General features: G+C 66.7%; 22 protein-coding genes and 1 tRNA gene. All 23 read left to right on the top strand.

Annotated features, from left to right (window positions below; genetic code table 11):
* Nucleotides 1–233 precede the first annotated feature (233 nt).
* Nucleotides 234–306: transfer RNA gene (locus HCC30_RS06705), tRNA-Trp, on the top strand.
* Nucleotides 307–412: 106 nt separating this feature from the next.
* Nucleotides 413–697 carry a preprotein translocase subunit SecE gene (gene secE / locus HCC30_RS28450; RefSeq protein ID WP_169441322.1) on the top strand — a complete coding sequence of 95 codons (285 nt, stop codon included), beginning with the start codon at nucleotides 413–415 and terminating at the stop codon, nucleotides 695–697.
* Nucleotides 698–772: 75 nt separating this feature from the next.
* Nucleotides 773–1,633 carry a transcription termination/antitermination protein NusG gene (gene nusG / locus HCC30_RS06695; RefSeq protein WP_169441320.1) on the top strand — a complete coding sequence of 287 codons (861 nt, stop codon included), beginning with the start codon at nucleotides 773–775 and terminating at the stop codon, nucleotides 1,631–1,633.
* Nucleotides 1,634–1,814: 181 nt separating this feature from the next.
* Nucleotides 1,815–2,249, top strand: a complete 435-nt coding sequence (rplK, locus tag HCC30_RS06690; protein ID WP_169441318.1) for a 50S ribosomal protein L11 — start codon at nucleotides 1,815–1,817, stop codon at nucleotides 2,247–2,249.
* A gap of 130 nt (nucleotides 2,250–2,379) precedes the next feature.
* Complete coding sequence (gene rplA, locus HCC30_RS06685; RefSeq protein ID WP_169441315.1) at nucleotides 2,380–3,102, top strand: 50S ribosomal protein L1; 723 nt, start codon at nucleotides 2,380–2,382, stop codon at nucleotides 3,100–3,102.
* Between the two features lie 163 nt (nucleotides 3,103–3,265).
* Nucleotides 3,266–4,147 carry a hypothetical protein gene (locus HCC30_RS06680; protein ID WP_346776513.1) on the top strand — a complete coding sequence of 294 codons (882 nt, stop codon included), beginning with the start codon at nucleotides 3,266–3,268 and terminating at the stop codon, nucleotides 4,145–4,147.
* 320 nt (nucleotides 4,148–4,467) lie between these two features.
* Complete coding sequence (gene rplJ / locus HCC30_RS06675) at nucleotides 4,468–5,031, top strand: 50S ribosomal protein L10 (protein WP_169441313.1); 564 nt, start codon at nucleotides 4,468–4,470, stop codon at nucleotides 5,029–5,031.
* A gap of 85 nt (nucleotides 5,032–5,116) precedes the next feature.
* Nucleotides 5,117–5,503 (top strand): 50S ribosomal protein L7/L12, encoded by a 387-nt coding sequence (rplL, locus tag HCC30_RS06670; protein WP_169441311.1) that lies wholly within the window; start codon nucleotides 5,117–5,119, stop codon nucleotides 5,501–5,503.
* Nucleotides 5,504–6,001: 498 nt separating this feature from the next.
* On the top strand, nucleotides 6,002–9,487 hold the full coding sequence (gene rpoB, locus HCC30_RS06665) for a DNA-directed RNA polymerase subunit beta (RefSeq protein ID WP_169441309.1): 3,486 nt from the start codon (nucleotides 6,002–6,004) through the stop codon (nucleotides 9,485–9,487).
* Between the two features lie 130 nt (nucleotides 9,488–9,617).
* Nucleotides 9,618–13,517, top strand: coding sequence for a DNA-directed RNA polymerase subunit beta' (locus HCC30_RS06660; RefSeq protein WP_169441434.1), 3,900 nt, complete (start codon nucleotides 9,618–9,620; stop codon nucleotides 13,515–13,517).
* Nucleotides 13,518–13,713: 196 nt separating this feature from the next.
* On the top strand, nucleotides 13,714–14,199 hold the full coding sequence (locus HCC30_RS06655) for a DUF1707 and DUF4190 domain-containing protein (RefSeq protein WP_169441307.1): 486 nt from the start codon (nucleotides 13,714–13,716) through the stop codon (nucleotides 14,197–14,199).
* Nucleotides 14,200–14,563: 364 nt separating this feature from the next.
* A complete protein-coding gene (gene rpsL, locus HCC30_RS06650) occupies nucleotides 14,564–14,935 on the top strand; it encodes a 30S ribosomal protein S12 (protein ID WP_003948652.1) in 372 nt (123 codons plus the stop codon).
* 2 nt (nucleotides 14,936–14,937) lie between these two features.
* The gene (gene rpsG / locus HCC30_RS06645; RefSeq protein ID WP_169441305.1) at nucleotides 14,938–15,408 is read left to right on the top strand and encodes a 30S ribosomal protein S7; all 471 of its coding nucleotides are present in this window, start codon (nucleotides 14,938–14,940) and stop codon (nucleotides 15,406–15,408) included.
* 39 nt (nucleotides 15,409–15,447) lie between these two features.
* Nucleotides 15,448–17,571, top strand: coding sequence for an elongation factor G (fusA, locus tag HCC30_RS06640; RefSeq protein WP_169441303.1), 2,124 nt, complete (start codon nucleotides 15,448–15,450; stop codon nucleotides 17,569–17,571).
* Between the two features lie 222 nt (nucleotides 17,572–17,793).
* The gene (tuf, locus tag HCC30_RS06635; protein ID WP_169441301.1) at nucleotides 17,794–18,987 is read left to right on the top strand and encodes an elongation factor Tu; all 1,194 of its coding nucleotides are present in this window, start codon (nucleotides 17,794–17,796) and stop codon (nucleotides 18,985–18,987) included.
* A 473-nt stretch (nucleotides 18,988–19,460) separates the two neighbouring features.
* Complete coding sequence (gene rpsJ, locus HCC30_RS06630) at nucleotides 19,461–19,769, top strand: 30S ribosomal protein S10 (protein WP_016909683.1); 309 nt, start codon at nucleotides 19,461–19,463, stop codon at nucleotides 19,767–19,769.
* Between the two features lie 14 nt (nucleotides 19,770–19,783).
* Entirely contained in the window at nucleotides 19,784–20,428 is a 645-nt protein-coding gene (gene rplC, locus HCC30_RS06625) for a 50S ribosomal protein L3 (RefSeq protein WP_169441299.1), read from the top strand.
* Between the two features lie 8 nt (nucleotides 20,429–20,436).
* Complete coding sequence (rplD, locus tag HCC30_RS06620; protein ID WP_169441298.1) at nucleotides 20,437–21,090, top strand: 50S ribosomal protein L4; 654 nt, start codon at nucleotides 20,437–20,439, stop codon at nucleotides 21,088–21,090.
* Nucleotides 21,090–21,419 carry a 50S ribosomal protein L23 gene (rplW, locus tag HCC30_RS06615; RefSeq protein ID WP_169441297.1) on the top strand — a complete coding sequence of 110 codons (330 nt, stop codon included), beginning with the start codon at nucleotides 21,090–21,092 and terminating at the stop codon, nucleotides 21,417–21,419. Before rplD ends, rplW begins: the two co-directional genes overlap by 1 nt.
* 39 nt (nucleotides 21,420–21,458) lie before the next feature.
* Entirely contained in the window at nucleotides 21,459–22,295 is an 837-nt protein-coding gene (gene rplB / locus HCC30_RS06610; RefSeq protein ID WP_169441296.1) for a 50S ribosomal protein L2, read from the top strand.
* Nucleotides 22,296–22,309: 14 nt separating this feature from the next.
* A complete protein-coding gene (gene rpsS / locus HCC30_RS06605; RefSeq protein ID WP_169441295.1) occupies nucleotides 22,310–22,591 on the top strand; it encodes a 30S ribosomal protein S19 in 282 nt (93 codons plus the stop codon).
* A gap of 43 nt (nucleotides 22,592–22,634) precedes the next feature.
* A complete protein-coding gene (gene rplV, locus HCC30_RS06600) occupies nucleotides 22,635–22,982 on the top strand; it encodes a 50S ribosomal protein L22 (RefSeq protein WP_169441433.1) in 348 nt (115 codons plus the stop codon).
* Complete coding sequence (gene rpsC, locus HCC30_RS06595; protein ID WP_169441293.1) at nucleotides 22,982–23,809, top strand: 30S ribosomal protein S3; 828 nt, start codon at nucleotides 22,982–22,984, stop codon at nucleotides 23,807–23,809. The genes rplV and rpsC overlap by 1 nt, the downstream gene beginning before the upstream one ends.
* Nucleotides 23,810–23,812 lie beyond the last annotated feature (3 nt).

The following is a 23,812-nucleotide window of genomic DNA, read 5'->3' as shown; positions in this document are numbered from 1 at the left end:
ACCCGTTGGCACCGCGCTCCGGCCCCGTGACGGCCCGGTTCTCACCCCCTCGCCGGGGGCGGTCACGGAGGGTGGCGAGGGGAGCCGTTCGACCTGACGCCGGGAAACACGTAGACTTCTGCGTCGTTGGCTCCCGTCGACCGGACAAGCGGCGCGCATTTCCGCCCGTACGTCCGTGCGGATGTGCGCACTCAAAGCACTCACGCGGATGCGGTAGGTTGGGAGAACCACAAAGGGTCGTAGCTCAATTGGTAGAGCACTGGTCTCCAAAACCAGCGGTTGGGGGTTCAAGTCCCTCCGGCCCTGCTACACACATAGTCACCTAGGTGTGTGCTTGCGTACGTACTGAAATGCACCGCCGTGCGGCCGGGCCGGACGCCGTACGGCAACGACCCGGATCAGGTGAGGACGAGTGACGGAGATCACGGACACCACCGAGGTCCCCGAACCCGGAGGGTCGTCGGGCGCGGGCAAGAAGCCCCGTCGCGGAGGCAAGCGCGGACGCAAGGGCCCGCTCGGCCGGCTGGGTCTCTTCTACCGCCAGGTTGTCGCGGAGCTCCGCAAGGTCGTCTGGCCCACCCGGCATCAGCTCTCGACGTACACCACCGTCGTCATCGTTTTCGTCGTCATCATCATCGGTCTGGTGACCGTGATTGACTACGGGTTCACCGAACTCGTCAAGCGCGTCTTCGGCTGACCTCCGCGGAGGCCGCGCACGGCGTGGTCCCTTTCCGCATGTTCGACCCCTTGAAGCCAGGAAGAAGCAGCCACCGTGTCTGACCCGAACCTGAACGACGCCGTCGAGCCCCAGCTGGGCGATGACACCGAGCGCGACATCGTCGAGGCGGCGGACGACAGTGTCGACCGGGCGGCAGCTGCCGACGCCGCGGCGGGCGAGCCGGCCGAGGAGGCCGCGCTGCACGTCGAGACGGACGCCGTCGCGGAGACCGCCGAGGACGCGGACGCCGCGGACGAGCAGGCCGCCGAGGCCGAGGAAGAGGAGCAGGTCGACCCGATCGCGGCCCTCCGCGACGAGCTGCGCTTCCTCCCCGGCGAGTGGTACGTCATCCACACCTACGCGGGCTACGAGAACCGCGTGAAGACCAACCTCGAGCAGCGCGCCGTGTCGCTCAACGTCGAGGACTTCATCTTCCAGGCCGAGGTGCCGCAGGAAGAGGTCGTCCAGATCAAGAACGGCGACCGCCGCACCGTCCGGCAGAACAAGCTGCCCGGTTACGTGCTCGTCCGCATGGATCTGACGAACGAGTCCTGGGGCGTCGTCCGGAACACCCCCGGCGTCACCGGCTTCGTCGGCAACGCGTACGACCCGTACCCGCTGACGCTCGACGAGATCGTCAAGATGCTCGCCCCCGAGGCGGAGGAGAAGGCCGCCAAGGCCGCCGTCGCCGACGAGGAGGCCAAGCCCGCCGGCGGTCCCAGCCGCAAGGTCGAGGTCCAGGTGCTGGACTTCGAGGTGGGCGACGCGGTCACCGTCACCGACGGTCCGTTCGCGACCCTGCAGGCGACGATCAACGAGATCAACGCCGACTCGAAGAAGGTCAAGGGCCTCGTCGAGATCTTCGGTCGCGAGACCCCGGTCGAGCTGAGCTTCGACCAGATCCAGAAGAACTGAACAGCCGCTCCGCGAGGAGCGCGCGAGAAGACTTCCGAAGAGGTCAGACGGGCTGCACGAAAGCCCGTCTGACCTCGACGGTTTCAGAGCACACCGCGGTACGGGCTATCGTGGTGCGGTATGCCTCCATCCGGATGATGGATGGAGGACGAATCACCTCTCACTAGGACCCGGAGAGAGCATGCCTCCCAAGAAGAAGAAGGTCGCGGGGCTGATCAAGCTCCAGATCCAGGCCGGAGCCGCGAACCCGGCACCGCCGGTCGGCCCGGCGCTGGGTCAGCACGGCGTCAACATCATGGAGTTCTGCAAGGCCTACAACGCCGCGACCGAGTCGCAGCGTGGCTGGGTCATCCCGGTGGAGATCACGGTCTACGAGGACCGCTCCTTCACCTTCATCACCAAGACCCCGCCGGCCTCGAAGATGATCCTCAAGGCCGCCGGTGTGGAGAAGGGCTCGGGCGAGCCGCACGTCAACAAGGTCGCCAAGATCACCCGCGACCAGGTGCGTGAGATCGCGACGACGAAGATGCCCGACCTCAACGCCAACGACATGGACGCGGCGGAGAAGATCATCGCCGGTACCGCTCGTTCGATGGGCGTCACCGTCGAGGGCTGACCACCAGGTCACCGCCGGGCGACCGGCAAGCCCCGCACCACCCCGCGTGGAAGGGCCGGGCGCGGCCCGTACCACCACTCCATACCTGTCTCGCGGCTGACGTCGTGAGACGCCGAAACCAGGAGCAGAAGTGAAGCGCAGCAAGAATCTCCGCAGCGCCGACGCCAAGATCGACCGGGACCGGCTGTACGCCCCGCTCGAGGCCGTGCGTCTGGCCAAGGAGACCTCGACGTCCAAGTTCGACGCGACCGTCGAGGTCGCCATGCGTCTGGGTGTCGACCCGCGCAAGGCCGACCAGATGGTCCGCGGCACCGTGAACCTCCCGCACGGCACCGGTAAGACCGCCCGGGTCCTGGTCTTCGCGACCGGCGACCGTGCTGCAGCCGCGGAGGCCGCTGGCGCCGACATCGTCGGTGCCGACGAGCTGATCGCCGAGGTCGCCGGCGGCCGCCTGGACTTCGACGCCGTCGTCGCCACCCCGGACCTCATGGGCAAGGTCGGCCGCCTCGGCCGCGTGCTCGGTCCGCGTGGCCTGATGCCGAACCCGAAGACCGGCACCGTCACCCCCGATGTCGCCAAGGCTGTCAACGACATCAAGGGCGGCAAGATCGAGTTCCGTGTCGACAAGCACGCGAACCTGCACTTCATCATCGGCAAGGCGTCCTTCGACGAGAAGTCCCTCGTCGAGAACTACGCCGCCGCCCTCGAAGAGGTGCAGCGTCTGAAGCCGTCCGCCGCCAAGGGCCGCTACATCAAGAAGGCTTCGCTGACCACCACGATGGGCCCCGGCATCCCGATGGACGCCAACCGCACGCGGAACCTCCTCGTCGAAGAGGACCCCGCCGCCGTCTGAGTGCCGCTCACGGCGCGAGGTTGACGTACCTCCCGCAGCACAGAGCCGGGCCCCGCATCTGTTCAACAGGTGCGGGGCCCGGCTTCTTTGTACGGCGGCGGCGCGATCGGGATACTGTCGCCTCTGCTCATCAGCTCAAGCCGAATATCTCTGGGGGAAACCCGTGCACAGGACTCGTATCGTCGCGGCGGCTGCCGGTGTCGTTCTCATGGCGGGCCTGACGGCCTGCGGAGGCGGATCGAAGGGCGACGACGCCAACGCCGGGGGCGGGGCCGACGGCGCGCTCGCCGCGCTGAAGAAGGCGTCCGAGAGCACGGGGAAGGAGCAGTCGGCGAAGGTCCGGGGCACCCAGAAGCAGCCCATGCCGCAGGGCGAGATCGTCACCGAGACCGAGGGCGCGATCGACTGGTCCAGCGGCAGCACGACGGGCGAGATGCAGATCACCGCCAAGGGCAGCTCGGCGAAGGCCCAGCCCGGCGCCGGCAAGCCCACCACGGTCCGCTACACCGAGGACGCGATGTACTCGGAGACGGGCGACGCGGCCAAGGCCATGGGCGCCAAGGCCAAGCCGTGGATGAAGATCGACTACGACAAGCTCGCCGAGAAGTCCGGTGCCCAGGGCGCGCTCGTCAAGGACCAGGCGCAGAACAACAACCCGACGCGTTCGGTCGACATGCTGATCGCCAGCGGCCAGGTCGAGAAGGTCGGCACCGACACGGTGAACGGCGAGCAGGCCGACCACTACAGCGGCACGGTCAAGATCTCCGACATGACGCGCATGCAGTCCAAGAACCTCAGCAAGAAGGAACAGGAGGAGCTCGTCGCGACGATGGAGAAGCAGGGCCTGAAGACGCAGACCGTCGACGTCTGGATCAACGGCGACGACCTCCTGGTGAAGAAGCGCGAGAAGGCCAAGAGCAAGGCCGGCACGATGGACTCGACCGTGACGTACTCCGACTACGGCACCAAGGTCACCGTCGAGGAGCCCCCGGCCGGCGACACCATGGACTTCGAGGACGCCCTGGGCGGCGGCGTCCCGCAGTGACCCGCAGCGGGAGACCCCGCCGGACGGTGTGACGAGCGGCTCCACAGCACGATTTGGTGCTTGTGGGGCCGCTCGCGTACTCTCACTACGAAGCCAAAGACCGCTGGTCGTCGTCCTGCTCAATCCGAGAGCGGACGACCGAAGGATCCGCAAGCTGCGGACGGCCCGTGCAGGTGCCCTGAGCAACAGCTCTCCTGGATTGACGCACGCCTTCGTGCGCGCGCTCCCTGTGAAGCCACGCCCCATGCGCCTGCGCTGGGGCGTTTCGTTTGCCCGGCCCTTCCGAGCGGTCCTCATCACCCGGAAGGAGGCCGAGGCTCATGGCGAGGGAGCAGGTCGCACCCGACAAGATCGTCGCCGTTGAGGAGATGACGGACAAGTTCCGCGCTTCCAACGCTGCCGTGGTCACCGCGTACACCGGGCTCTCCGTGGCTCAGCTCCAGCAGCTGCGCCGCTCGCTCGGTGACAACGCTCAGTACCGTGTGGTGAAGAACACGCTGACCAAGATTGCGGCCAATGAGGCCGGGATCAACGAGCTGGACGAGTTCTTCACGGGCTCGTCGGCCGTCGCCTTCGTGACCGGTGACCCGGTCGAGGCGGCGAAGGGTCTTCGTGACTTCGCCAAGGACAACCCCGCCCTCGAGATCAAGGGCGGCATTGTCGACGGCGCGCAGTACAGCGCGGCCGATCTGCAGAAGCTCGCGGACCTCGAGTCCCGCGAGGTGCTGCTCTCCAAGCTGGCCGGCGCCATGAAGGGATCCATGGCCAAGGCCGCGGCGACCTTCGAGGCTCCGCTCACGAAGTTCGTCCGCACCGCGGACGCGCTGCGCAGCAAGGTCGAGCAGGGCGGTGCCGATACTTCGGCTCCCGCCGAGGCCGAGTAACAAGCACCACTCGGTCGCAGCGGGCCCGTAAGCCCGCCGATACGGATAACCCGGCACCTGCCGAATTAGTGGAAGGACCACCACCATGGCGAAGCTCAGCCAGGACGAGCTGCTCGAGCAGTTCAGCGAGATGACCCTCATCGAGCTCTCCGACTTCGTGAAGAAGTTCGAGGAGAAGTTCGACGTCGAGGCTGCCGCTCCGGCCGCCGCCGTTGTCGCCGCCCCCGCGCAGGGTGGCGGCGAGGAGGCCGCTGAGGAGCAGGACGAGTTCGACGTCGTCCTCACCGGCGCCGGCGACAAGAAGATCCAGGTCATCAAGGTCGTGCGTGAGCTGACCTCCCTGGGTCTGAAGGAGGCCAAGGAGGTTGTGGACAACACCCCGAAGCCGATCCTCGAGAAGGTCGCCAAGGACGCCGCGGAGAAGGCCAAGGAGGCCCTCGAGGGCGCCGGCGCCTCCGTCGAGGTCAAGTGACCCGCTGAGTCCCCGGACTCTTCAGCCAAGGGCGATCACCCACTCGGGTGGTCGCCCTTCGGCGTATCCACGACGGTTGCGTCGCTCGCCCGTGCGGACGGGTAGGGTGATCTTCGTTGACCCCCGGGGGCCTTGACGTACGGCACGCAGCGCGTAATTCTCGGGACGCGTCGTCACATCGGTCCGGGTACCGAGGCATGGATCGGTGACGAAGCGGGAAGTGTTGCGGCAAGCACACTCCGGTCCGGCGTACCGAGGCCGCCGGCCGGGGACCGTCGCGATGAAGAACAAGTTGGGGAGATCTCTTCCCGGAGGACGGATTGCCACCGGCAGGAGGCGGGGACGATAGCGATATCAAGGTCTCCGGAAATCTGCTCTGGACATCAGTGGGCCCAGTGGCTACACTGACCCTTTGCGCTGCCTGTTAGCTGCTCCCTGCCCGTCACCAGGGGCACCGGTATGCGCGTAGAGAGTCCGAGCCCTCGGAAGGACCCCCTCTTGGCCGCCTCGCGCACCGCCTCGACTGCCAATTCGAACAACGGCGCCAGCACCGCCCCGCTGCGTATCTCTTTTGCAAAGATCAAGGAGCCCCTCGAGGTTCCGAACCTTCTTGCGCTCCAGACCGAGAGTTTTGACTGGCTACTCGGCAACGACGCCTGGAAGCACCGGGTCGAGACCGCGCTGGAGAGCGGGCAGGACGTCCCCACGAAGTCCGGTCTGGAAGAGATCTTCGAGGAGATCTCCCCGATCGAGGACTTCTCCGGGTCGATGTCGCTGACGTTCCGCGACCACCGGTTCGAGCCCCCCAAGAACTCCATCGACGAGTGCAAGGAGCGCGACTTCACGTACGCGGCTCCGCTCTTCGTCACCGCCGAGTTCACGAACAACGAGACCGGCGAGATCAAGTCCCAGACGGTCTTCATGGGCGACTTCCCGCTCATGACGGACAAGGGCACCTTCTGCATCAACGGCACCGAGCGTGTCGTCGTCTCGCAGCTGGTCCGTTCTCCCGGTGTCTACTTCGACAGCTCCATCGACAAGACGTCCGACAAGGACATCTTCTCCGCCAAGATCATCCCGTCCCGGGGTGCCTGGCTGGAGATGGAGGTCGACAAGCGCGACATGGTCGGCGTCCGTATCGACCGCAAGCGCAAGCAGTCGGTCACCGTTCTGCTCAAGGCGCTCGGCTGGACGAACGAGCAGATCCTCGAGGAGTTCGGCCAGTACGAGTCGATGCGCGCGACCCTGGAGAAGGACCACACCCAGGGCCAGGACGACGCGCTGCTCGACATCTACCGCAAGCTGCGTCCGGGCGAGCCGCCGACGCGTGAGGCCGCGCAGACCCTGCTCGAGAACCTCTACTTCAACCCGAAGCGCTACGACCTGGCCAAGGTCGGCCGGTACAAGATCAACAAGAAGCTCGGCGGCGACGAGCCGCTGGACTCCGGCGTGCTCACCACCGCCGACATCATCGCCACGATCAAGTACCTGGTGAAGCTGCACGCGGGCGAGACCGAGTCGACCTCGGCCGAGGGCGATCTGATCGTCATCGAGACCGACGACATCGACCACTTCGGCAACCGCCGTCTGCGGAACGTCGGCGAGCTCATCCAGAACCAGGTCCGTACGGGTCTCGCCCGTATGGAGCGCGTCGTCCGTGAGCGGATGACCACCCAGGACGTCGAGGCGATCACGCCGCAGACCCTGATCAACATCCGGCCGGTCGTCGCCTCCATCAAGGAGTTCTTCGGCACCAGCCAGCTGTCGCAGTTCATGGACCAGACGAACCCGATCTCGGGTCTCACCCACAAGCGCCGTCTGTCGGCGCTGGGTCCGGGTGGTCTGAGCCGTGAGCGCGCGGGCTTCGAGGTCCGTGACGTGCACCCCTCGCACTACGGCCGCATGTGCCCGATTGAGACCCCTGAGGGCCCGAACATTGGTCTGATCGGTTCGCTCGCCTCGTACGGCCGGGTCAACGCCTTCGGCTTCGTCGAGACGCCGTACCGCAAGGTCATCGAGGGTGGCGTCACCGACGAGGTGCACTACCTGACGGCCGACGAAGAGGACCGCTTCGTCATCGCGCAGGCGAACGCCCCGCTGAACGACGACATGTTCTTCGCCGAGGACCGCGTCCTCGTCCGTCGTCGTGGCGGCGAGGTCGACCTCATCCCCGGCACCGACGTGGACTACATGGACGTCTCGCCGCGCCAGATGGTGTCGGTCGCGACCGCCATGATTCCGTTCCTCGAGCACGACGACGCCAACCGCGCGCTCATGGGCTCGAACATGATGAGGCAGGCCGTGCCGCTCATCAAGGCCGAGTCGCCGCTGGTCGGCACCGGCATGGAGTACCGCTGCGCGGTCGACGCCGGTGACGTCATCAAGGCCGAGAAGGACGGTGTCGTCCAGGAGGTCTCCGCCGACTACGTCACGGTGGCCAACGACGACGGCACCTACACGACGTACCGCGTCGCCAAGTTCACCCGCTCCAACCAGGGCACCTCCTTCAACCAGAAGGTGCTCGTGGACGACGGCGCCCGCGTCGTCGAGGGCCAGGTGCTGGCCGACGGCCCGTCCACCGACGAAGGTGAGATGGCGCTCGGCAAGAACCTGCTCGTGGCCTTCATGCCGTGGGAGGGCTACAACTACGAAGACGCGATCATCCTCAGCCAGCGGCTGGTTCAGGACGACGTCCTCTCCTCGATCCACATCGAGGAGCACGAGGTCGACGCCCGTGACACCAAGCTCGGCCCGGAGGAGATCACCCGGGACATCCCGAACGTCTCCGAGGAGGTCCTGGCCGACCTCGACGAGCGCGGCATCATCCGCATCGGCGCCGAGGTCGAGGCCGGCGACATCCTCGTCGGCAAGGTCACGCCCAAGGGTGAGACCGAGCTGACCCCCGAGGAGCGGCTGCTCCGCGCGATCTTCGGTGAGAAGGCGCGCGAGGTCCGTGACACCTCGCTCAAGGTGCCGCACGGTGAGACCGGCAAGGTCATCGGCGTCCGCGTCTTCGACCGCGAGGAGGGCGACGAGCTGCCCCCGGGCGTGAACCAGCTGGTCCGCGTCTACGTCGCGCAGAAGCGCAAGATCACCGACGGTGACAAGCTCGCCGGCCGTCACGGCAACAAGGGCGTCATCTCGAAGATCCTGCCGGTCGAGGACATGCCGTTCCTCGAGGACGGCACCCCGGTCGACATCATCCTCAACCCGCTGGGTGTCCCGTCCCGAATGAACCCGGGACAGGTCCTGGAGATCCACCTCGGCTGGCTCGCCAGCCGCGGCTGGAACGTCGAGGGCATCGACGAGGAATGGGCGAACCGCCTCTCCGCGATCGGCGCCAACGACGTCAAGCCGGGCACCAACGTCGCGACGCCGGTCTTCGACGGTGCGCGTGAGGACGAGATCGCCGGTCTGTTCAACGCCACGGTCCCGAACCGTGACGGTGACCGCCTGGTCCAGCCCTCCGGCAAGGCGCAGCTGTTCGACGGCCGATCCGGTGAGCCGTTCCCGGACCCGATCTCCGTCGGGTACATGTACATCCTGAAGCTGCACCACCTGGTCGACGACAAGCTGCACGCGCGCTCGACCGGCCCGTACAGCATGATCACCCAGCAGCCGCTGGGTGGTAAGGCCCAGTTCGGTGGCCAGCGATTCGGTGAGATGGAGGTGTGGGCCCTCGAGGCGTACGGCGCCGCGTACGCGCTGCAGGAGCTGCTCACCATCAAGTCCGACGACGTCACCGGCCGCGTGAAGGTCTACGAGGCCATCGTCAAGGGCGAGAACATCCCCGAGCCGGGCATCCCCGAGTCCTTCAAGGTGCTCATCAAGGAGATGCAGTCGCTCTGCCTGAACGTGGAGGTGCTGTCCTCGGACGGCATGTCCATCGAGATGCGTGACACCGACGAGGACGTCTTCCGCGCCGCGGAAGAGCTCGGCATCGACCTGTCCCGGCGCGAGCCGAGCAGCGTCGAAGAGGTCTGACGGAGCTGGCCGGGGTGCTGCCACCAAGCACCCCGGCCTCCCCCTCGGCCCTGGGGGCCTGGGAGGCGTCCCGCCTCCGCGACCCCGTTCAGACCATCGATTGACACGACCCTGAGAGGGATTGACGAGAGTGCTCGACGTCAACTTCTTCGACGAACTGCGGATTGGCCTGGCCACCACTGACAACATTCGTCAGTGGTCCCACGGTGAGGTCAAGAAGCCGGAGACCATCAACTACCGCACGCTCAAGCCCGAGAAGGACGGACTCTTCTGCGAGAAGATCTTCGGTCCGACCCGGGACTGGGAGTGCTACTGCGGCAAGTACAAGCGCGTCCGCTTCAAGGGCATCATCTGTGAGCGCTGTGGCGTCGAGGTCACGCGCGCCAAGGTGCGCCGTGAGCGGATGGGCCACATCGAGCTTGCCGCGCCCGTCACCCACATCTGGTACTTCAAGGGCGTTCCCTCGCGCCTGGGTTACCTGCTGGACCTGGCGCCGAAGGACCTCGAGAAGGTCATCTACTTCGCGGCGTACATGATCACGTACGTGGACGAGGAGCGTCGTACCCGCGACCTGCCCTCCCTCGAGGCCCACGTCGGCGTCGAGCGTCAGCAGATCGAGCAGCGCCGTGACTCCGACCTCGAGGCCCGCGCCAAGAAGCAGGAGACGGACCTCGCCGAGCTGGAGGCCGAGGGCGCCAAGGCCGACGTCCGCCGCAAGGTGCGCGAGGGCGCCGAGCGCGAGATGAAGCAGATCCGCGACCGCGCGCAGCGCGAGATCGACCGCCTCGACGAGGTGTGGAACCGCTTCAAGTCGCTCAAGGTCCAGGACCTCGAGGGCGACGAGCTGCTCTACCGCGAGCTGCGCGACCGCTTCGGCACCTACTTCGACGGCTCGATGGGCGCCGCTGCTCTGCAGAAGCGCCTGGAGACCTTCGACCTCGACGAGGAGGCCGAGCGCCTCCGCGAGATCATCCGCACCGGCAAGGGCCAGAAGAAGACCCGCGCGCTCAAGCGCCTCAAGGTCGTCTCCGCGTTCCTGCAGACGAGCAACAGCCCCAAGGGCATGGTGCTCGACTGCGTGCCGGTCATCCCGCCGGACCTGCGTCCGATGGTGCAGCTGGACGGTGGCCGCTTCGCGACCTCCGACCTGAACGACCTGTACCGCCGCGTGATCAACCGGAACAACCGTCTGAAGCGGCTTCTCGACCTCGGTGCCCCCGAGATCATCGTGAACAACGAGAAGCGGATGCTGCAGGAGGCCGTCGACGCGCTGTTCGACAACGGCCGCCGCGGCCGCCCGGTCACCGGTCCCGGTAACCGTCCGCTGAAGTCGCTGTCCGACATGCTCAAGGGCAAGCAGGGCCGCTTCCGTCAGAACCTGCTCGGTAAGCGCGTCGACTACTCGGCCCGTTCCGTCATCGTCGTCGGCCCGCAGCTGAAGCTGCACCAGTGCGGTCTGCCGAAGGCCATGGCGCTGGAGCTCTTCAAGCCGTTCGTGATGAAGCGCCTGGTGGACCTCAACCACGCGCAGAACATCAAGTCGGCGAAGCGCATGGTCGAGCGCGGCCGCACGGTCGTGTACGACGTGCTCGAAGAGGTCATCGCCGAGCACCCGGTGCTGCTGAACCGTGCGCCCACGCTGCACCGTCTGGGTATCCAGGCGTTCGAGCCGCAGCTGGTCGAGGGCAAGGCCATTCAGATCCACCCGCTCGTCTGCACCGCGTTCAACGCGGACTTCGACGGTGACCAGATGGCCGTGCACCTGCCGCTCTCCGCGGAGGCGCAGGCCGAGGCCCGCATCCTGATGCTGTCCTCGAACAACATCCTCAAGCCCGCCGACGGCCGTCCCGTGACGATGCCGACGCAGGACATGGTGCTGGGCCTGTTCTTCCTCTCCACGGACGAGGAGCAGCGGGAGACGATCGGCGACGGCCGCTCGTTCAACTCCACCGCCGAAGCGATCATGGCCTTCGACGCCGGCGAGCTCTCGCTCCAGGCGAAGGTCGACATCCGCTTCCCGGCCGGGACGACCCCGCCCGCGGGCTGGACGCCGCCGGAGCCGGCGGAGGGTGAGCCGGAGTGGCAGCCGGGCGACGGCTTCCGCCTGCACACCACCCTGGGCCGCGCGCTCTTCAACGAGCTGCTGCCCGAGGAGTACCCGTACGTCGAGTACACGGTGGGCAAGAAGCAGCTCTCCCAGATCGTCAACGACCTGGCCGAGCGCTACCCGAAGGTCGTCGTCGCCGCGGCGCTCGACAACCTGAAGTCGGCCGGTTACTACTGGGCGACCCGCTCGGGTGTGACCATCGCGTTCTCCGACATCGTCGGTCCGCCGGAGAAGCCGCAGATCCTGGAGAACTACGAGGCCCAGGCCCTCAAGGTTCAGAAGCAGTTCGAACGCGGTCTGATGACCAAGGACGAGCGGACCCAGGAACTGGTCGTCATTTGGAACAAGGCGACCAACGAGGTCTCCGAGGCGATGCAGAAGAGCTTCCCGCGCACCAACTCGATCTTCATCATGATCGAGTCCGGCGCGCGAGGAAACATGATGCAGATGCGTCAGATCGCCGGTATGCGTGGTCTGGTGGCGAACGCCAAGAACGAGACCATCCCGCGTCCGATCAAGGCGTCCTACCGCGACGGTCTGTCCGTGCTCGAGTACTTCATCGCCACCCACGGTGCGCGTAAGGGTCTCGCGGACACCGCTCTGCGTACCGCCGACTCCGGTTACCTGACGCGTCGTCTCGTCGACGTCTCGCAGGACGTGATCATCCGCGAGGAGGACTGCGGCACCGAGCGCGGTCTGAAGCTGACGATCGCCTCCAAGGGCGCCGACGGCGTGCTGCGCAAGGCCGAGGACGCCGAGACCAGCGTGTACGCGCGCTGCCTCGCCGAGGACGTCGTCGTCGACGGCAAGGTGCTGGCCCCGGCCGGCACCGACCTGGGCGACGTGCTCATCGACGAGCTCGTGCGGCACGGCGTCGAGACGGTCAAGACCCGCTCGGTCCTCACCTGCGAGTCGGTCGTCGGCACCTGCGCCATGTGCTACGGCCGTTCGCTGGCCACCGGCAAGCTGGTCGACATCGGCGAGGCCGTCGGCATCATCGCGGCCCAGTCCATCGGTGAGCCCGGTACCCAGCTGACGATGCGTACCTTCCACACCGGTGGTGTGGCGGGTGACGACATCACCCAGGGTCTGCCGCGTGTCGTCGAGCTCTTCGAGGCCCGTACGCCGAAGGGTGTCGCGCCGATCTCCGAGTCCGCGGGCCGTGCCCGTATCGAGGAGACGGAGAAGACCAAGAAGGTCGTCGTCACGCCGGACGACGGTTCGGACGAGACCTCCTACCCGGTCTCGAAGCGTGCCCGTCTGCTGGTGGGCGAGGGCGACCACGTCTCCGTCGGCCAGCCGCTGACGCAGGGTGCGGTCAACCCGCACGACGTGCTGCGGATCCTCGGTCAGCGTGCGGTCCAGGTCCACCTGGTCGGCGAGGTCCAGAAGGTCTACAACTCGCAGGGCGTGTCGATCCACGACAAGCACATCGAGATCATCATCCGGCAGATGCTGCGCCGCGTGACGATCATCGAGTCCGGTGACGCCGAGCTGCTGCCGGGTGAGCTCGTGGAGCGCACCAAGTTCGAGGGTGAGAACCGTCGGGTCGTGGCGGAGCGGGGCAACCCGGCCTCCGGCCGTCCGCAGCTGATGGGTATCACCAAGGCGTCGCTGGCCACCGAGTCGTGGCTGTCGGCGGCTTCCTTCCAGGAGACGACCAGGGTCCTGACCGACGCGGCGATCAACGCCAAGTCGGACTCCCTGATCGGCCTCAAGGAGAACGTCATCATCGGTAAGCTCATCCCGGCCGGTACGGGCCTGTCCCGCTACCGCAACATCCGGGTGGAGCCCACCGAGGAGGCGAAGGCCGCGATGTACTCGGCCGTCGGTTACGACGACATCGACTACTCGCCCTTCGGTACCGGCTCCGGCCAGGCGGTCCCGCTGGAGGACTACGACTACGGTCCGTACAGCGCCTGACCGGCTCCCGGCCGATCCGGCTCAGCTCACAGGGCGGTCACCCCTTCGGGGGTGGCCGCCCTGCGGCGTTTCCGCGCGCGGGCCCGCGCAGGGCTGTGCGCTGGGCCGTCGCGTGTCCGGAGCCGGTAACAGTCCACGCTGCGAGTTGGGAATTCAGCGGGGAGTCAGTGCAGTATTGCCGGGAGGGGTGATGCGGATGCTGGCTGCGAACGCGGACCGCGAGCGGGCGGCTGATGTGCTCAGGGCGGCGTACGCCGAGGGCAGGCTGACCAAGGAGGAGTACGACTACCGCGTGGGCAAGGCCATGTCGGCGCGGACGGTCGAGGAGCTCCAGCAGTTGACGGGGGACGTACCGCACGGGCCGATGCCGGGGCCGCCGCTGCCGCCGTCGTATCCGGGGCGGCCGGTGCCGTACCAGGGGAACGCGGTGGTGCCCTACAGCGCGCCGCCTCCGCCGGCGCGGCCGTACAACTCGGCGTCCGTGGCCTCGCTGGTGCTGGCGATCGGTTCCCCGTTCACCTGCGGGGTGACGTCGCTGCCCGCGGTGATCCTGGGGCACAAGGCGCGGGGGGACATCCGGAGGTCGGGGGACCAGGGGGACGGTCTGGCGATCGCGGGGCTCGCGCTGGGCTATTCGGCGATCGGCGTGGTATTGCTGTTCTTCCTGCTGGCGGTCGTCTAGCGTACGGGCTCGCAACTTCCGTGGGTCCGCGGGGAGTTGGAGGCGTCGGAGCAGGGTAGGTCTGGAGACGGTCGTCCGTGGGCGTGAGGGTTCCGCCGCGGACGGCGACCGCGTGGGCACTTGTTTTGACCGGGGACGACGCGGTAGGTACGCTCTGACCTTGTGCCTGGGGTATCCCCTGCGCTCCCGTAAAACGGCCAGCAGCTGCTCAGCCGCCCGGGATGCGAATGCAGGCGACGCCGAATATCCGCACGTTCCCCCGCCTTCGCGGGATGCTGCGGTCTTCGACACACCCGACCACGTGGGTCGGGGCTGTGGCCCGGGTTAGCTTTACCGAGATCGGCACACAGAAACCGGAGAAGTAGTGCCTACGATCCAGCAGCTGGTCCGGAAGGGCCGGCAGGACAAGGTCGAGAAGAACAAGACGCCCGCACTTGAGGGTTCCCCCCAGCGTCGTGGCGTCTGCACGCGTGTCTTCACCACCACCCCGAAGAAGCCGAACTCGGCCCTGCGTAAGGTCGCGCGTGTGCGTCTGACCAGCGGGATCGAGGTCACCGCGTACATTCCGGGTGAGGGCCACAACCTGCAGGAGCACTCCATCGTGCTCGTGCGCGGTGGTCGTGTGAAGGACCTGCCGGGTGTTCGCTACAAGATCATCCGCGGCTCCCTCGACACGCAGGGCGTCAAGAACCGCAAGCAGGCTCGCAGCCGCTACGGCGCCAAGAAGGAGAAGTAAGAATGCCTCGTAAGGGCCCCGCCCCGAAGCGCCCGGTCATCATCGACCCGGTTTACGGTTCTCCTCTGGTGACCTCCCTCATCAACAAGGTGCTGCTGAACGGCAAGCGCTCCACCGCCGAGCGCATCGTCTACGGCGCCATGGAGGGCCTGCGCGAGAAGACCGGCAACGACCCGGTCATCACGCTGAAGCGCGCGCTCGAGAACGTGAAGCCGACCCTGGAGGTCCGCTCCCGCCGCGTCGGCGGTGCGACGTACCAGGTTCCGATCGAGGTGCGCCCCGGCCGCTCTTCCACTCTCGCACTGCGCTGGATCGTGGGTTACTCCCGCGCCCGCCGCGAGAAGACTATGACCGAGCGTCTGATGAACGAGCTGCTCGACGCCTCCAACGGCCTCGGCGCTGCCGTGAAGAAGCGCGAGGACACCCACAAGATGGCCGAGTCCAACAAGGCCTTCGCGCACTACCGCTGGTAGTCGCTAACCCCATCGAGACCGAGAGAAGACTGAAGCCTTATGGCTACCACTTCACTTGACCTGGCCAAGGTCCGAAACATCGGGATCATGGCCCACATCGACGCGGGCAAGACGACGACCACCGAGCGGATCCTGTTCTACACCGGTCGTAGCTACAAGATCGGTGAGGTCCACGACGGCGCTGCCACGATGGACTGGATGGCCCAGGAGCAGGAGCGCGGCATCACGATCACGTCTGCCGCGACGACCACGCACTGGCCGCTCAACGACGTCGACTACACGATCAACATCATCGACACCCCGGGCCACGTCGACTTCACCGTCGAGGTGGAGCGTGCGCTGCGCGTGCTCGACGGTGCTGTGACGGTGTTCGACGGTGTGGCCGGCGTCGAGCCGCAGTCCGAGACTGTCTGGCGGCAGGCGGACCGCTACGGCGTTCCGCGCATCTGCTTCGTCAACAAGCTGGACCGCACCGGTGCCGAGTTCCACCGCTGCGTCGACATGATCGTCGACCGCCTCGGTGCGCAGCCGCTGGTCATGCAGCTGCCGATCGGCACGGAGTCCGACTTCCGTGGCGTCGTCGACCTCGTGACGATGAAGGCGTTCGTCTGGTCCGCCGAGACCAAGCTCGGCGAGGCCTACGACATCGTCGACATCCCGGACACGCACCTCGAGACCGCCGACGAGTGGCGCGGCAAGCTGCTCGAGGCCGTCGCCGAGAACGACGAGGAGATGATGGAGCTCTACCTCGAGGGCCAGGAGCCCACCGAGGAGCAGCTCTACACGGCGATCCGCCGCATCACCCTCGCCTCCACCGGCGCCGAGGGCACCACGACCGTCACCCCGGTGTTCTGCGGTACGGCGTTCAAGAACAAGGGCGTTCAGCCCCTGCTCGACGCGATCGCCCGTTACCTGCCGTCGCCGCTCGACGTCGAGGCCATCGAGGGCCAGTCGCCGAAGGACTCCGAGGAGATCCTGAAGCGCAAGCCCTCCGAGGACGAGCCGATGTCGGCGCTCGCCTTCAAGATCGCGAGCGACCCCCACCTGGGCAAGCTCACCTTCATCCGGGTCTACTCGGGCCGCCTGCACACGGGCACCCAGGTCCTGAACTCGGTGAAGGGCAAGAAGGAGCGCATCGGCAAGATCTACCGGATGCACGCGAACAAGCGTGAGGAGATCGAGTCGGTGGGTGCCGGTGACATCGTCGCCGTCATGGGTCTGAAGCAGACCACCACCGGTGAGACCCTCTCGGACGCGAGCAACCCGGTGATCCTGGAGTCCATGGAGTTCCCGGCCCCGGTGATCCAGGTCGCCATCGAGCCGAAGTCCAAGGGTGACCAGGAGAAGCTCGGTGTCGCGATCCAGCGGCTCGCCGAGGAGGACCCGTCCTTCCAGGTGAACACCGACGAGGAGACCGGCCAGACCATCATCTCCGGCATGGGCGAGCTGCACCTCGATGTGCTGGTCGACCGCATGAAGCGGGAGTTCAAGGTCGAGGCCAACGTCGGTAAGCCGCAGGTGGCCTACCGCGAGTCGCTTCGCAAGAAGGTCGAGAAGGTCGACTACACCCACAAGAAGCAGACCGGTGGTTCCGGTCAGTTCGCCAAGGTGCAGATCGACGTCGAGCCTCTTGAGGGCGACGGCTACGAGTTCGTCAACTCGGTCACCGGTGGCCGCATCCCGCGGGAGTACATCCCGTCCGTGGACGCGGGCTGCCAGGAGGCCATGGAGTTCGGCGTGCTCGCGGGTTACCCGCTGACCGGCGTCCGCGTGACGCTGCTGGACGGCCAGTTCCACGACGTCGACTCCTCGGAGATGGCGTTCAAGATCGCCGGTTCCATGGCGTTCAAGGAAGCCGCCCGGAAGGCGAGCCCGGCCCTGCTGGAGCCGATGATGAAGGTCGAGGTGACGACGCCCGAGGAGTACATGGGTGACGTCATCGGCGACATCAACTCGCGCCGTGGCCAGGTTCAGTCCATGGAGGACCGCAGCGGCGCCAAGCTGGTCACCGGTCTGGTCCCGCTGTCGGAGATGTTCGGCTACGTCGGCGATCTCCGCAGCAAGACCTCCGGTCGCGCGAACTACTCCATGCAGTTCGACTCCTATGCCGAGGTTCCCAAGAACGTCGCAGAGGAGATCATCGCGAAGGTCAAGGGCGAGTAACACCTCGTTGCTCACCCCTTAGGCTGGAGCAAAGGCATTCGGGGCGCTTCGGCGCACAGCGGTCAGGTCACCTGATTCCGTGCGCCGGGGCCCCCGCAGCCGGCCCCCAAAGCGAACAGGTCAAGGGCGTCCCCCTCGGGGTCCTGGCCGGTTCGGTACGACCACCTGAACCCCTCCGCACAACGTGGAGGGTGTACAGCACCAGTCCACAGGAGGACCCCAGTGGCGAAGGCGAAGTTCGAGCGGACTAAGCCGCACGTCAACATCGGCACCATCGGTCACATCGACCACGGTAAGACCACTCTTACCGCGGCGATCACCAAGGTGCTGCATGACAAGTACCCGGACCTCAACGAGGCCTCTGCCTTCGAGAACATCGACAAGGCGCCGGAAGAGCGCCAGCGCGGCATTACGATCTCCATCGCTCACGTTGAGTACCAGACGGAGAACCGCCACTACGCGCACGTCGACTGCCCGGGTCACGCGGACTACATCAAGAACATGATCACCGGTGCCGCCCAGATGGACGGCGCCATCCTCGTGGTCGCCGCCACCGACGGCCCGATGCCGCAGACCAAGGAGCACGTGCTCCTCGCGCGCCAGTCCGGCGTTCCGTACATCGTGGTCGCCCTCAACAAGGCGGACATGGTGGACGACGAGGAGATCATGGAGCTCGTCGAGCTCGAGGTCCGTGAGCTGCTCTCCGAGTACGAGTTCCCGGGCGACGACCTGCCGGTCATCAAGGTCTCCGCGCTCAAGGCGCTGGAGGGCGACGAGGACGCCGCTCAGGGCATCCTCAAGCTGATGGACGCTGTTGACGAGAACGTTCCGGCTCCGGACCGTGACACCGACAAGCCGTTCCTGATGCCCATCGAGGACGTCTTCACGATCACCGGTCGCGGCACGGTCGTCACCGGCCGTATCGAGCGCGGTGTCCTGAAGGTCAACGAGAACGTCGACATCATCGGTATCAAGGAGGAGAAGACCTCCACCACCGTTACCGGTATCGAGATGTTCCGTAAGCTCCTCGACGAGGGCCAGGCCGGTGAGAACGTCGGTCTGCTCCTCCGCGGCATCAAGCGCGAGGACGTCGAGCGCGGCCAGTGCATCATCAAGCCGGGTTCGGTCACGCCGCACACCGAGTTCGAGGCCACGGCCTACATCCTGTCGAAGGACGAGGGTGGTCGCCACACCCCGTTCTTCAACAACTACCGTCCGCAGTTCTACTTCCGGACGACCGACGTGACCGGCGTCGTGACCCTCCCCGAGGGCACCGAGATGGTCATGCCGGGCGACAACGCCTCCATGACCGTCCAGCTGATCCAGCCGGTCGCGATGGAGGAGGGCCTGCGCTTCACCATCCGTGAGGGCGGCCGCACCGTCGGCGCCGGCCAGGTCACCAAGATCATCAAGTAATTGTTGATCAGGGTCACTTGACCTTTCGGGAAACCCCACTCGCCACTCGTGGTGAGTGGGGTTTCCCTTGCCTGGCGGCGAGTTGGGGCGAGGGCTCAACCAGCCTCGCGCCGAGCCGCTATTGACAACTGCACCCGATTGGCCTTGCCGTGCTGGCCTGTGGCACACTGTCCAGGTTGCTCGGTTGAGTGCCGATGCCGCGCGCCTCCCGCCGGGAGGACTGGAAGCGAGTCCCAGGTATTCGTCACCCCTGATCAGGGGTGGAAGTACGGGAATCTTCCGGGAAGTGCGGGAGGGGCTTCCAGCCAGGCACCCGGTGGGCTCTCTCCCCCCAAATCCCTCTGTGGAAACTCCCTTTGGAGAATCTCGGGAGGATGACGACACGCCCGACCGCGTGGGTCGGTTCGAGTCGTGGGTGGAGCGGACGAGCCCGGGTTCCAGAGCGTTACGAGAGACAGGACTACGAAGTAGCCATGGCGGGACAGAAGATCCGCATCCGGCTCAAGGCCTACGACCACGAGGTCATCGACAACTCGGCGAAGAAGATCGTCGAGACGGTGACCCGCACTGGTGCGTCGGTCGCGGGCCCGGTGCCGCTGCCCACAGAAAAGAACGTGTACTGCGTCATCAAGTCGCCGCACAAGTACAAGGATGCGCGCGAGCACTTCGAGATGCGTACGCACAAGCGTCTGATCGACATCCTCGACCCGACGCCCAAGACCGTTGACTCGCTGATGCGCCTGGACCTCCCGGCCGGCGTCGACATCGAGATCAAGCTCTGAGGGGCGGGAAGAAGATGGCTAAGCAGATCAAGGGCGTCCTGGGCGAGAAGCTCGGCATGACTCAGGTCTGGGACGACGAGAACCGCGTCGTGCCCGTGACCGTCGTCAAGGCCGGTCCGAACGTCGTGACCCAGGTCCGCACCGCTGACAGGGACGGCTACGCCGCCGTCCAGATCGCCTTCGGCGAGATCGACCCGCGCAAGGTGAACAAGCCCCTCAAGGGTCACTTCGCCAAGGCCGACGTCACCCCGCGCCGTCACCTCGTGGAGCTGCGTACCACCGACGCCGGTGAGTACACGCTCGGCCAGGAGATCACCGCCGAGACCTTCGAGGCCGGCATCAAGGTCGACGTGACCGGCAAGTCCAAGGGCAAGGGCTTCGCGGGTGGCATGAAGCGCCACAACTTCCGCGGCGGCAAGGCTTCGCACGGTGCGCACCGCATCCACCGCAAGCCGGGCGCCATCGGTGGCTGCGCCACTCCGGGCCGTGTGTTCAAGGGCACGCGCATGGCCGGCCGTATGGGCAATGAGCGGGTCACCACACAGAACCTGACCGTCCATGCCGTTGACGCGGAGAAGGGCCTGCTGCTCATCAAGGGCGCAGTCCCCGGTCCGAACGGCGGCCTCGTCCTGGTCCGTACCGCGGCCAAGGGGGCCTGAGGTAACCGATGAGCACCATTGACATCCTTTCGCCGGCCGGCGACAAGACCGGGACCGTCGAGCTCCCCTCGGAGCTCTTCGACGCGCAGGTCAGCGTTCCGCTGATCCACCAGGTCGTTGTCGCCCAGCTGGCCGCTGCCCGTCAGGGCACGCACAAGACCAAGACGCGCGGCGAGGTCCGCGGCGGTGGCAAGAAGCCGTACCGCCAGAAGGGCACCGGCCGCGCCCGTCAGGGTTCGACCCGTGCGCCGCAGTTCGCCGGTGGTGGCGTCGTCCACGGCCCCGTGCCGCGTGACTACTCCCAGCGGACCCCGAAGAAGATGAAGGCCGCCGCCCTGCGCGGTGCCCTCTCCGACCGGGCCCGTCACGGCCGCGTCCACGTCGTCTCCGGCGTGGTCGAGGAGGCCGTCTCCACCAAGGCAGCCAAGACCCTCTTCGGCAAGATCAGCGAGCGCAAGAACGTGCTCCTGGTCGCCGAGCGCGCTGACGAGAACGCCTGGCTGTCGGCCCGTAACCTGCCGCAGGTCCACATCCTGGAGCCGGGGCAGCTGAACACGTACGACGTGCTCGTCTCCGACGACGTGGTCTTCACGAAGGCCGCCCTCGAGGCCTTCGTCGCTGGCCGGCAGGCCGGGGCTGAGCTCGAAGGGAGCGAAGCCTGATGAGCGAGGCAACCGCCACGGTCACCAGCAAGACGTTCACGGACCCCCGTGACATCTTGATCAAGCCGGTGGTCTCGGAGAAGAGCTACGCGCTGCTGGACGAGAACAAGTACACGTTCATCGTCGACCCGCGTGCCAACAAGACCCAGATCAAGCAGGCCGTCGAGACGGTCTTCTCGGTCAAGGTCACCGGGGTCAACACGATCAACCGGCAGGGCAAGCGCAAGCGCACCCGCACCGGTTACGGGAAGCGTGCCGACACGAAGCGCGCCATCGTGACCCTCGCTGAGGGCGACCGTATCGACATCTTCGGCGGCCCGGTCTCCTAACGGAGTCCGAGTCGTCCGATATCGGACGAGGACTGAGAAATGGGTATCCGCAAGTACAAGCCGACGACTCCTGGCCGTCGTGGCGCCAGCGTCGCCGACTTCGTCGAGGTCACGCGGTCCACGCCGGAGAAGTCGCTGGTCCGCCCGCTGCACAGCAAGGGCGGCCGTAACAACGCCGGTCGTGTGACCGCCCGTCACCAGGGTGGTGGCCACAAGCGCGCCTACCGCGTGATCGACTTCCGTCGTCACGACAAGGACGGCGTGCCGGCCAAGGTCGCGCACATCGAGTACGACCCGAACCGCACTGCGCGCATCGCGCTGCTCCACTACCGGGACGGCGAGAAGCGCTACATCCTGGCCCCCGCCGGCCTGAAGCAGGGCCACGTCGTCGAGAACGGGCCGAACGCGGACATCAAGCCGGGTAACAACCTGGCCCTCCGCAACATCCCGGTCGGTACGACGATCCACGCCATCGAGCTCCAGCCGGGCGGCGGCGCCAAGTTCGCCCGCTCCGCCGGTGCTTCGGTGCAGCTGCTCGCGAAGGAGGGCCGCATGGCCCACCTCCGCATGCCGTCCGGTGAGATCCGCCTGGTCGACGTCCGCTGCCGCGCCACTGTCGGCGAGGTCGGCAACGCCGAGCAGTCGAACATCAACTGGGGCAAGGCCGGCCGTATGCGCTGGAAGGGCGTCCGCCCGACCGTCCGTGGTGTGGTCATGAACCCGATCGACCACCCGCACGGTGGTGGTGAGGGTCGTACCTCCGGTGGCCGCCACCCGGTGTCGCCGTGGGGTCAGAAGGAGGGCCGTACGCGCTCGCCGAAGAAGGCCAGCAACAAGTACATCGTCCGCCGCCGCAAGACGAACAAGAAGCGCTAGGAGGCGGGTTTTAGATGCCGCGCAGTCTCAAGAAGGGACCCTTCGTCGACGACCACCTCATCAAGAAGGTGGACGTCCAGAACGACGCGGGTTCCAAGAACGTCATCAAGACCTGGTCTCGCCGCTCGATGATCGTCCCGGCCATGCTGGGCCACACGATCGCGGTGCACGACGGCCGCAAGCACGTCCCGGTGTTCGTCACCGAGTCGATGGTCGGCCACAAGCTCGGCGAGTTCGCGCCGTCCCGCACCTTCCGCGGCCACGTCAAGGACGACCGCAAGTCGCGTCGTCGCTGATGGCGGGGGTGTGAAGACTATGACTGACACCGAAGGGACAACCATGGAAGCCAGGGCCCAGGCGCGCTATGTGCGCGTCACGCCCATGAAGGCCCGCCGGGTGGTGGACCTTGTCCGTGGCATGGCCGCCACGGAGGCGCAGGCGGCCCTGCGTTTCGCTCCGCAGTCCGCGAGCGAGCCCGTGGGCAAGGTGCTCGACAGCGCCATCGCCAACGCCGCGCACAACTACGACCACACGGACGTCGACAGCCTCTACATCTCCGAGGCGTACGTCGACGAGGGCCCGACCCTGAAGCGGTTCCGGCCGCGCGCCCAGGGCCGTGCCTACCGGATCCGCAAGCGGACGAGCCACATCACCGTGGTCGTGAGCAGCAAGGAAGGAACCCGGTAATGGGCCAGAAGGTAAACCCGCACGGGTTCCGGCTCGGCGTCACCACCGACTTCAAGTCGCGCTGGTATGCCGACAAGCTGTACAAGGACTACGTCAAGGAAGACGTCGCGATCCGCAAGATGCTCACGCAGGGCATGGAGCGGGCCGGCATCTCCAAGGTCGAGATCGAGCGCACGCGTGACCGCGTCCGCGTCGACGTCCACACCGCCCGGCCGGGCATCGTCATCGGCCGCCGCGGCGCGGAGGCCGACCGTCTCCGGGGCAACCTGGAGAAGCTGACCGGCAAGCAGATCCAGTTCAACATCCTCGAGGTCAAGAACCCCGAGACGGATGCGCAGCTGGTGGCCCAGGCCGTTGCCGAGCAGCTGTCCTCCCGCGTCTCCTTCCGTCGCGCCATGCGCAAGAGCATGCAGACGACGATGAAGGCCGGCGCCAAGGGCATCAAGATCCAGTGTGGTGGCCGTCTCGGCGGCGCCGAGATGTCCCGCTCGGAGTTCTACCGCGAGGGCCGTGTGCCGCTGCACACCCTTCGCGCGAACGTCGACTACGGCTTCTTCGAGGCCAAGACCACCTTCGGCCGCATCGGCGTGAAGGTCTGGATCTACAAGGGCGACGTCAAGAACATCTCTGAGGTCCGCGCCGAGAACGCCGCGGCGCGTGCGGGCAACCGCCCCTCGCGCGGTGGCAACGACCGCCCCCGTCGTGGTGGCGAGCGTGGCGGCCGCGGTCGTAAGCCGCAGCAGTCGAACCAGAGCGCTGCCGCTGAGGCCCCCAAGGCCGAGGCCGCCGCCGCTCCGGCTGCTGAGAGCACCGGAACGGAGGCCTGACCA

This window comes from Streptomyces sp. HNM0574, from assembly GCF_012726235.1.
Taxonomy (GTDB): Bacteria; Actinomycetota; Actinomycetes; order Streptomycetales; family Streptomycetaceae; genus Streptomyces.
This window is presented reverse-complemented; position numbering and strand designations above follow the sequence as displayed.

What these genes read in the sequence shown, in the direction of transcription:
- rplL (WP_169441311.1), top strand. Translation starts at nt 5,117, where the DNA reads ATGGCGAAGCTCAGCCAGGACGAGCTGCTCGAGCAGTTCAGCGAGATG.
- rplV (WP_169441433.1), top strand. Translation starts at nt 22,635, where the DNA reads ATGGAAGCCAGGGCCCAGGCGCGCTATGTGCGCGTCACGCCCATGAAG.
- rpsJ (WP_016909683.1), top strand. Translation starts at nt 19,461, where the DNA reads ATGGCGGGACAGAAGATCCGCATCCGGCTCAAGGCCTACGACCACGAG.
- rplJ (WP_169441313.1), top strand. Translation starts at nt 4,468, where the DNA reads ATGGCGAGGGAGCAGGTCGCACCCGACAAGATCGTCGCCGTTGAGGAG.
- rpsC (WP_169441293.1), top strand. Translation starts at nt 22,982, where the DNA reads ATGGGCCAGAAGGTAAACCCGCACGGGTTCCGGCTCGGCGTCACCACC.
- rpsG (WP_169441305.1), top strand. Translation starts at nt 14,938, where the DNA reads ATGCCTCGTAAGGGCCCCGCCCCGAAGCGCCCGGTCATCATCGACCCG.
- rplW (WP_169441297.1), top strand. Translation starts at nt 21,090, where the DNA reads ATGAGCGAGGCAACCGCCACGGTCACCAGCAAGACGTTCACGGACCCC.
- rplD (WP_169441298.1), top strand. Translation starts at nt 20,437, where the DNA reads ATGAGCACCATTGACATCCTTTCGCCGGCCGGCGACAAGACCGGGACC.
- HCC30_RS06655 (WP_169441307.1), top strand. Translation starts at nt 13,714, where the DNA reads ATGCTGGCTGCGAACGCGGACCGCGAGCGGGCGGCTGATGTGCTCAGG.
- rplK (WP_169441318.1), top strand. Translation starts at nt 1,815, where the DNA reads ATGCCTCCCAAGAAGAAGAAGGTCGCGGGGCTGATCAAGCTCCAGATC.
- rplB (WP_169441296.1), top strand. Translation starts at nt 21,459, where the DNA reads ATGGGTATCCGCAAGTACAAGCCGACGACTCCTGGCCGTCGTGGCGCC.
- rpsS (WP_169441295.1), top strand. Translation starts at nt 22,310, where the DNA reads ATGCCGCGCAGTCTCAAGAAGGGACCCTTCGTCGACGACCACCTCATC.
- rplC (WP_169441299.1), top strand. Translation starts at nt 19,784, where the DNA reads ATGGCTAAGCAGATCAAGGGCGTCCTGGGCGAGAAGCTCGGCATGACT.
- fusA (WP_169441303.1), top strand. Translation starts at nt 15,448, where the DNA reads ATGGCTACCACTTCACTTGACCTGGCCAAGGTCCGAAACATCGGGATC.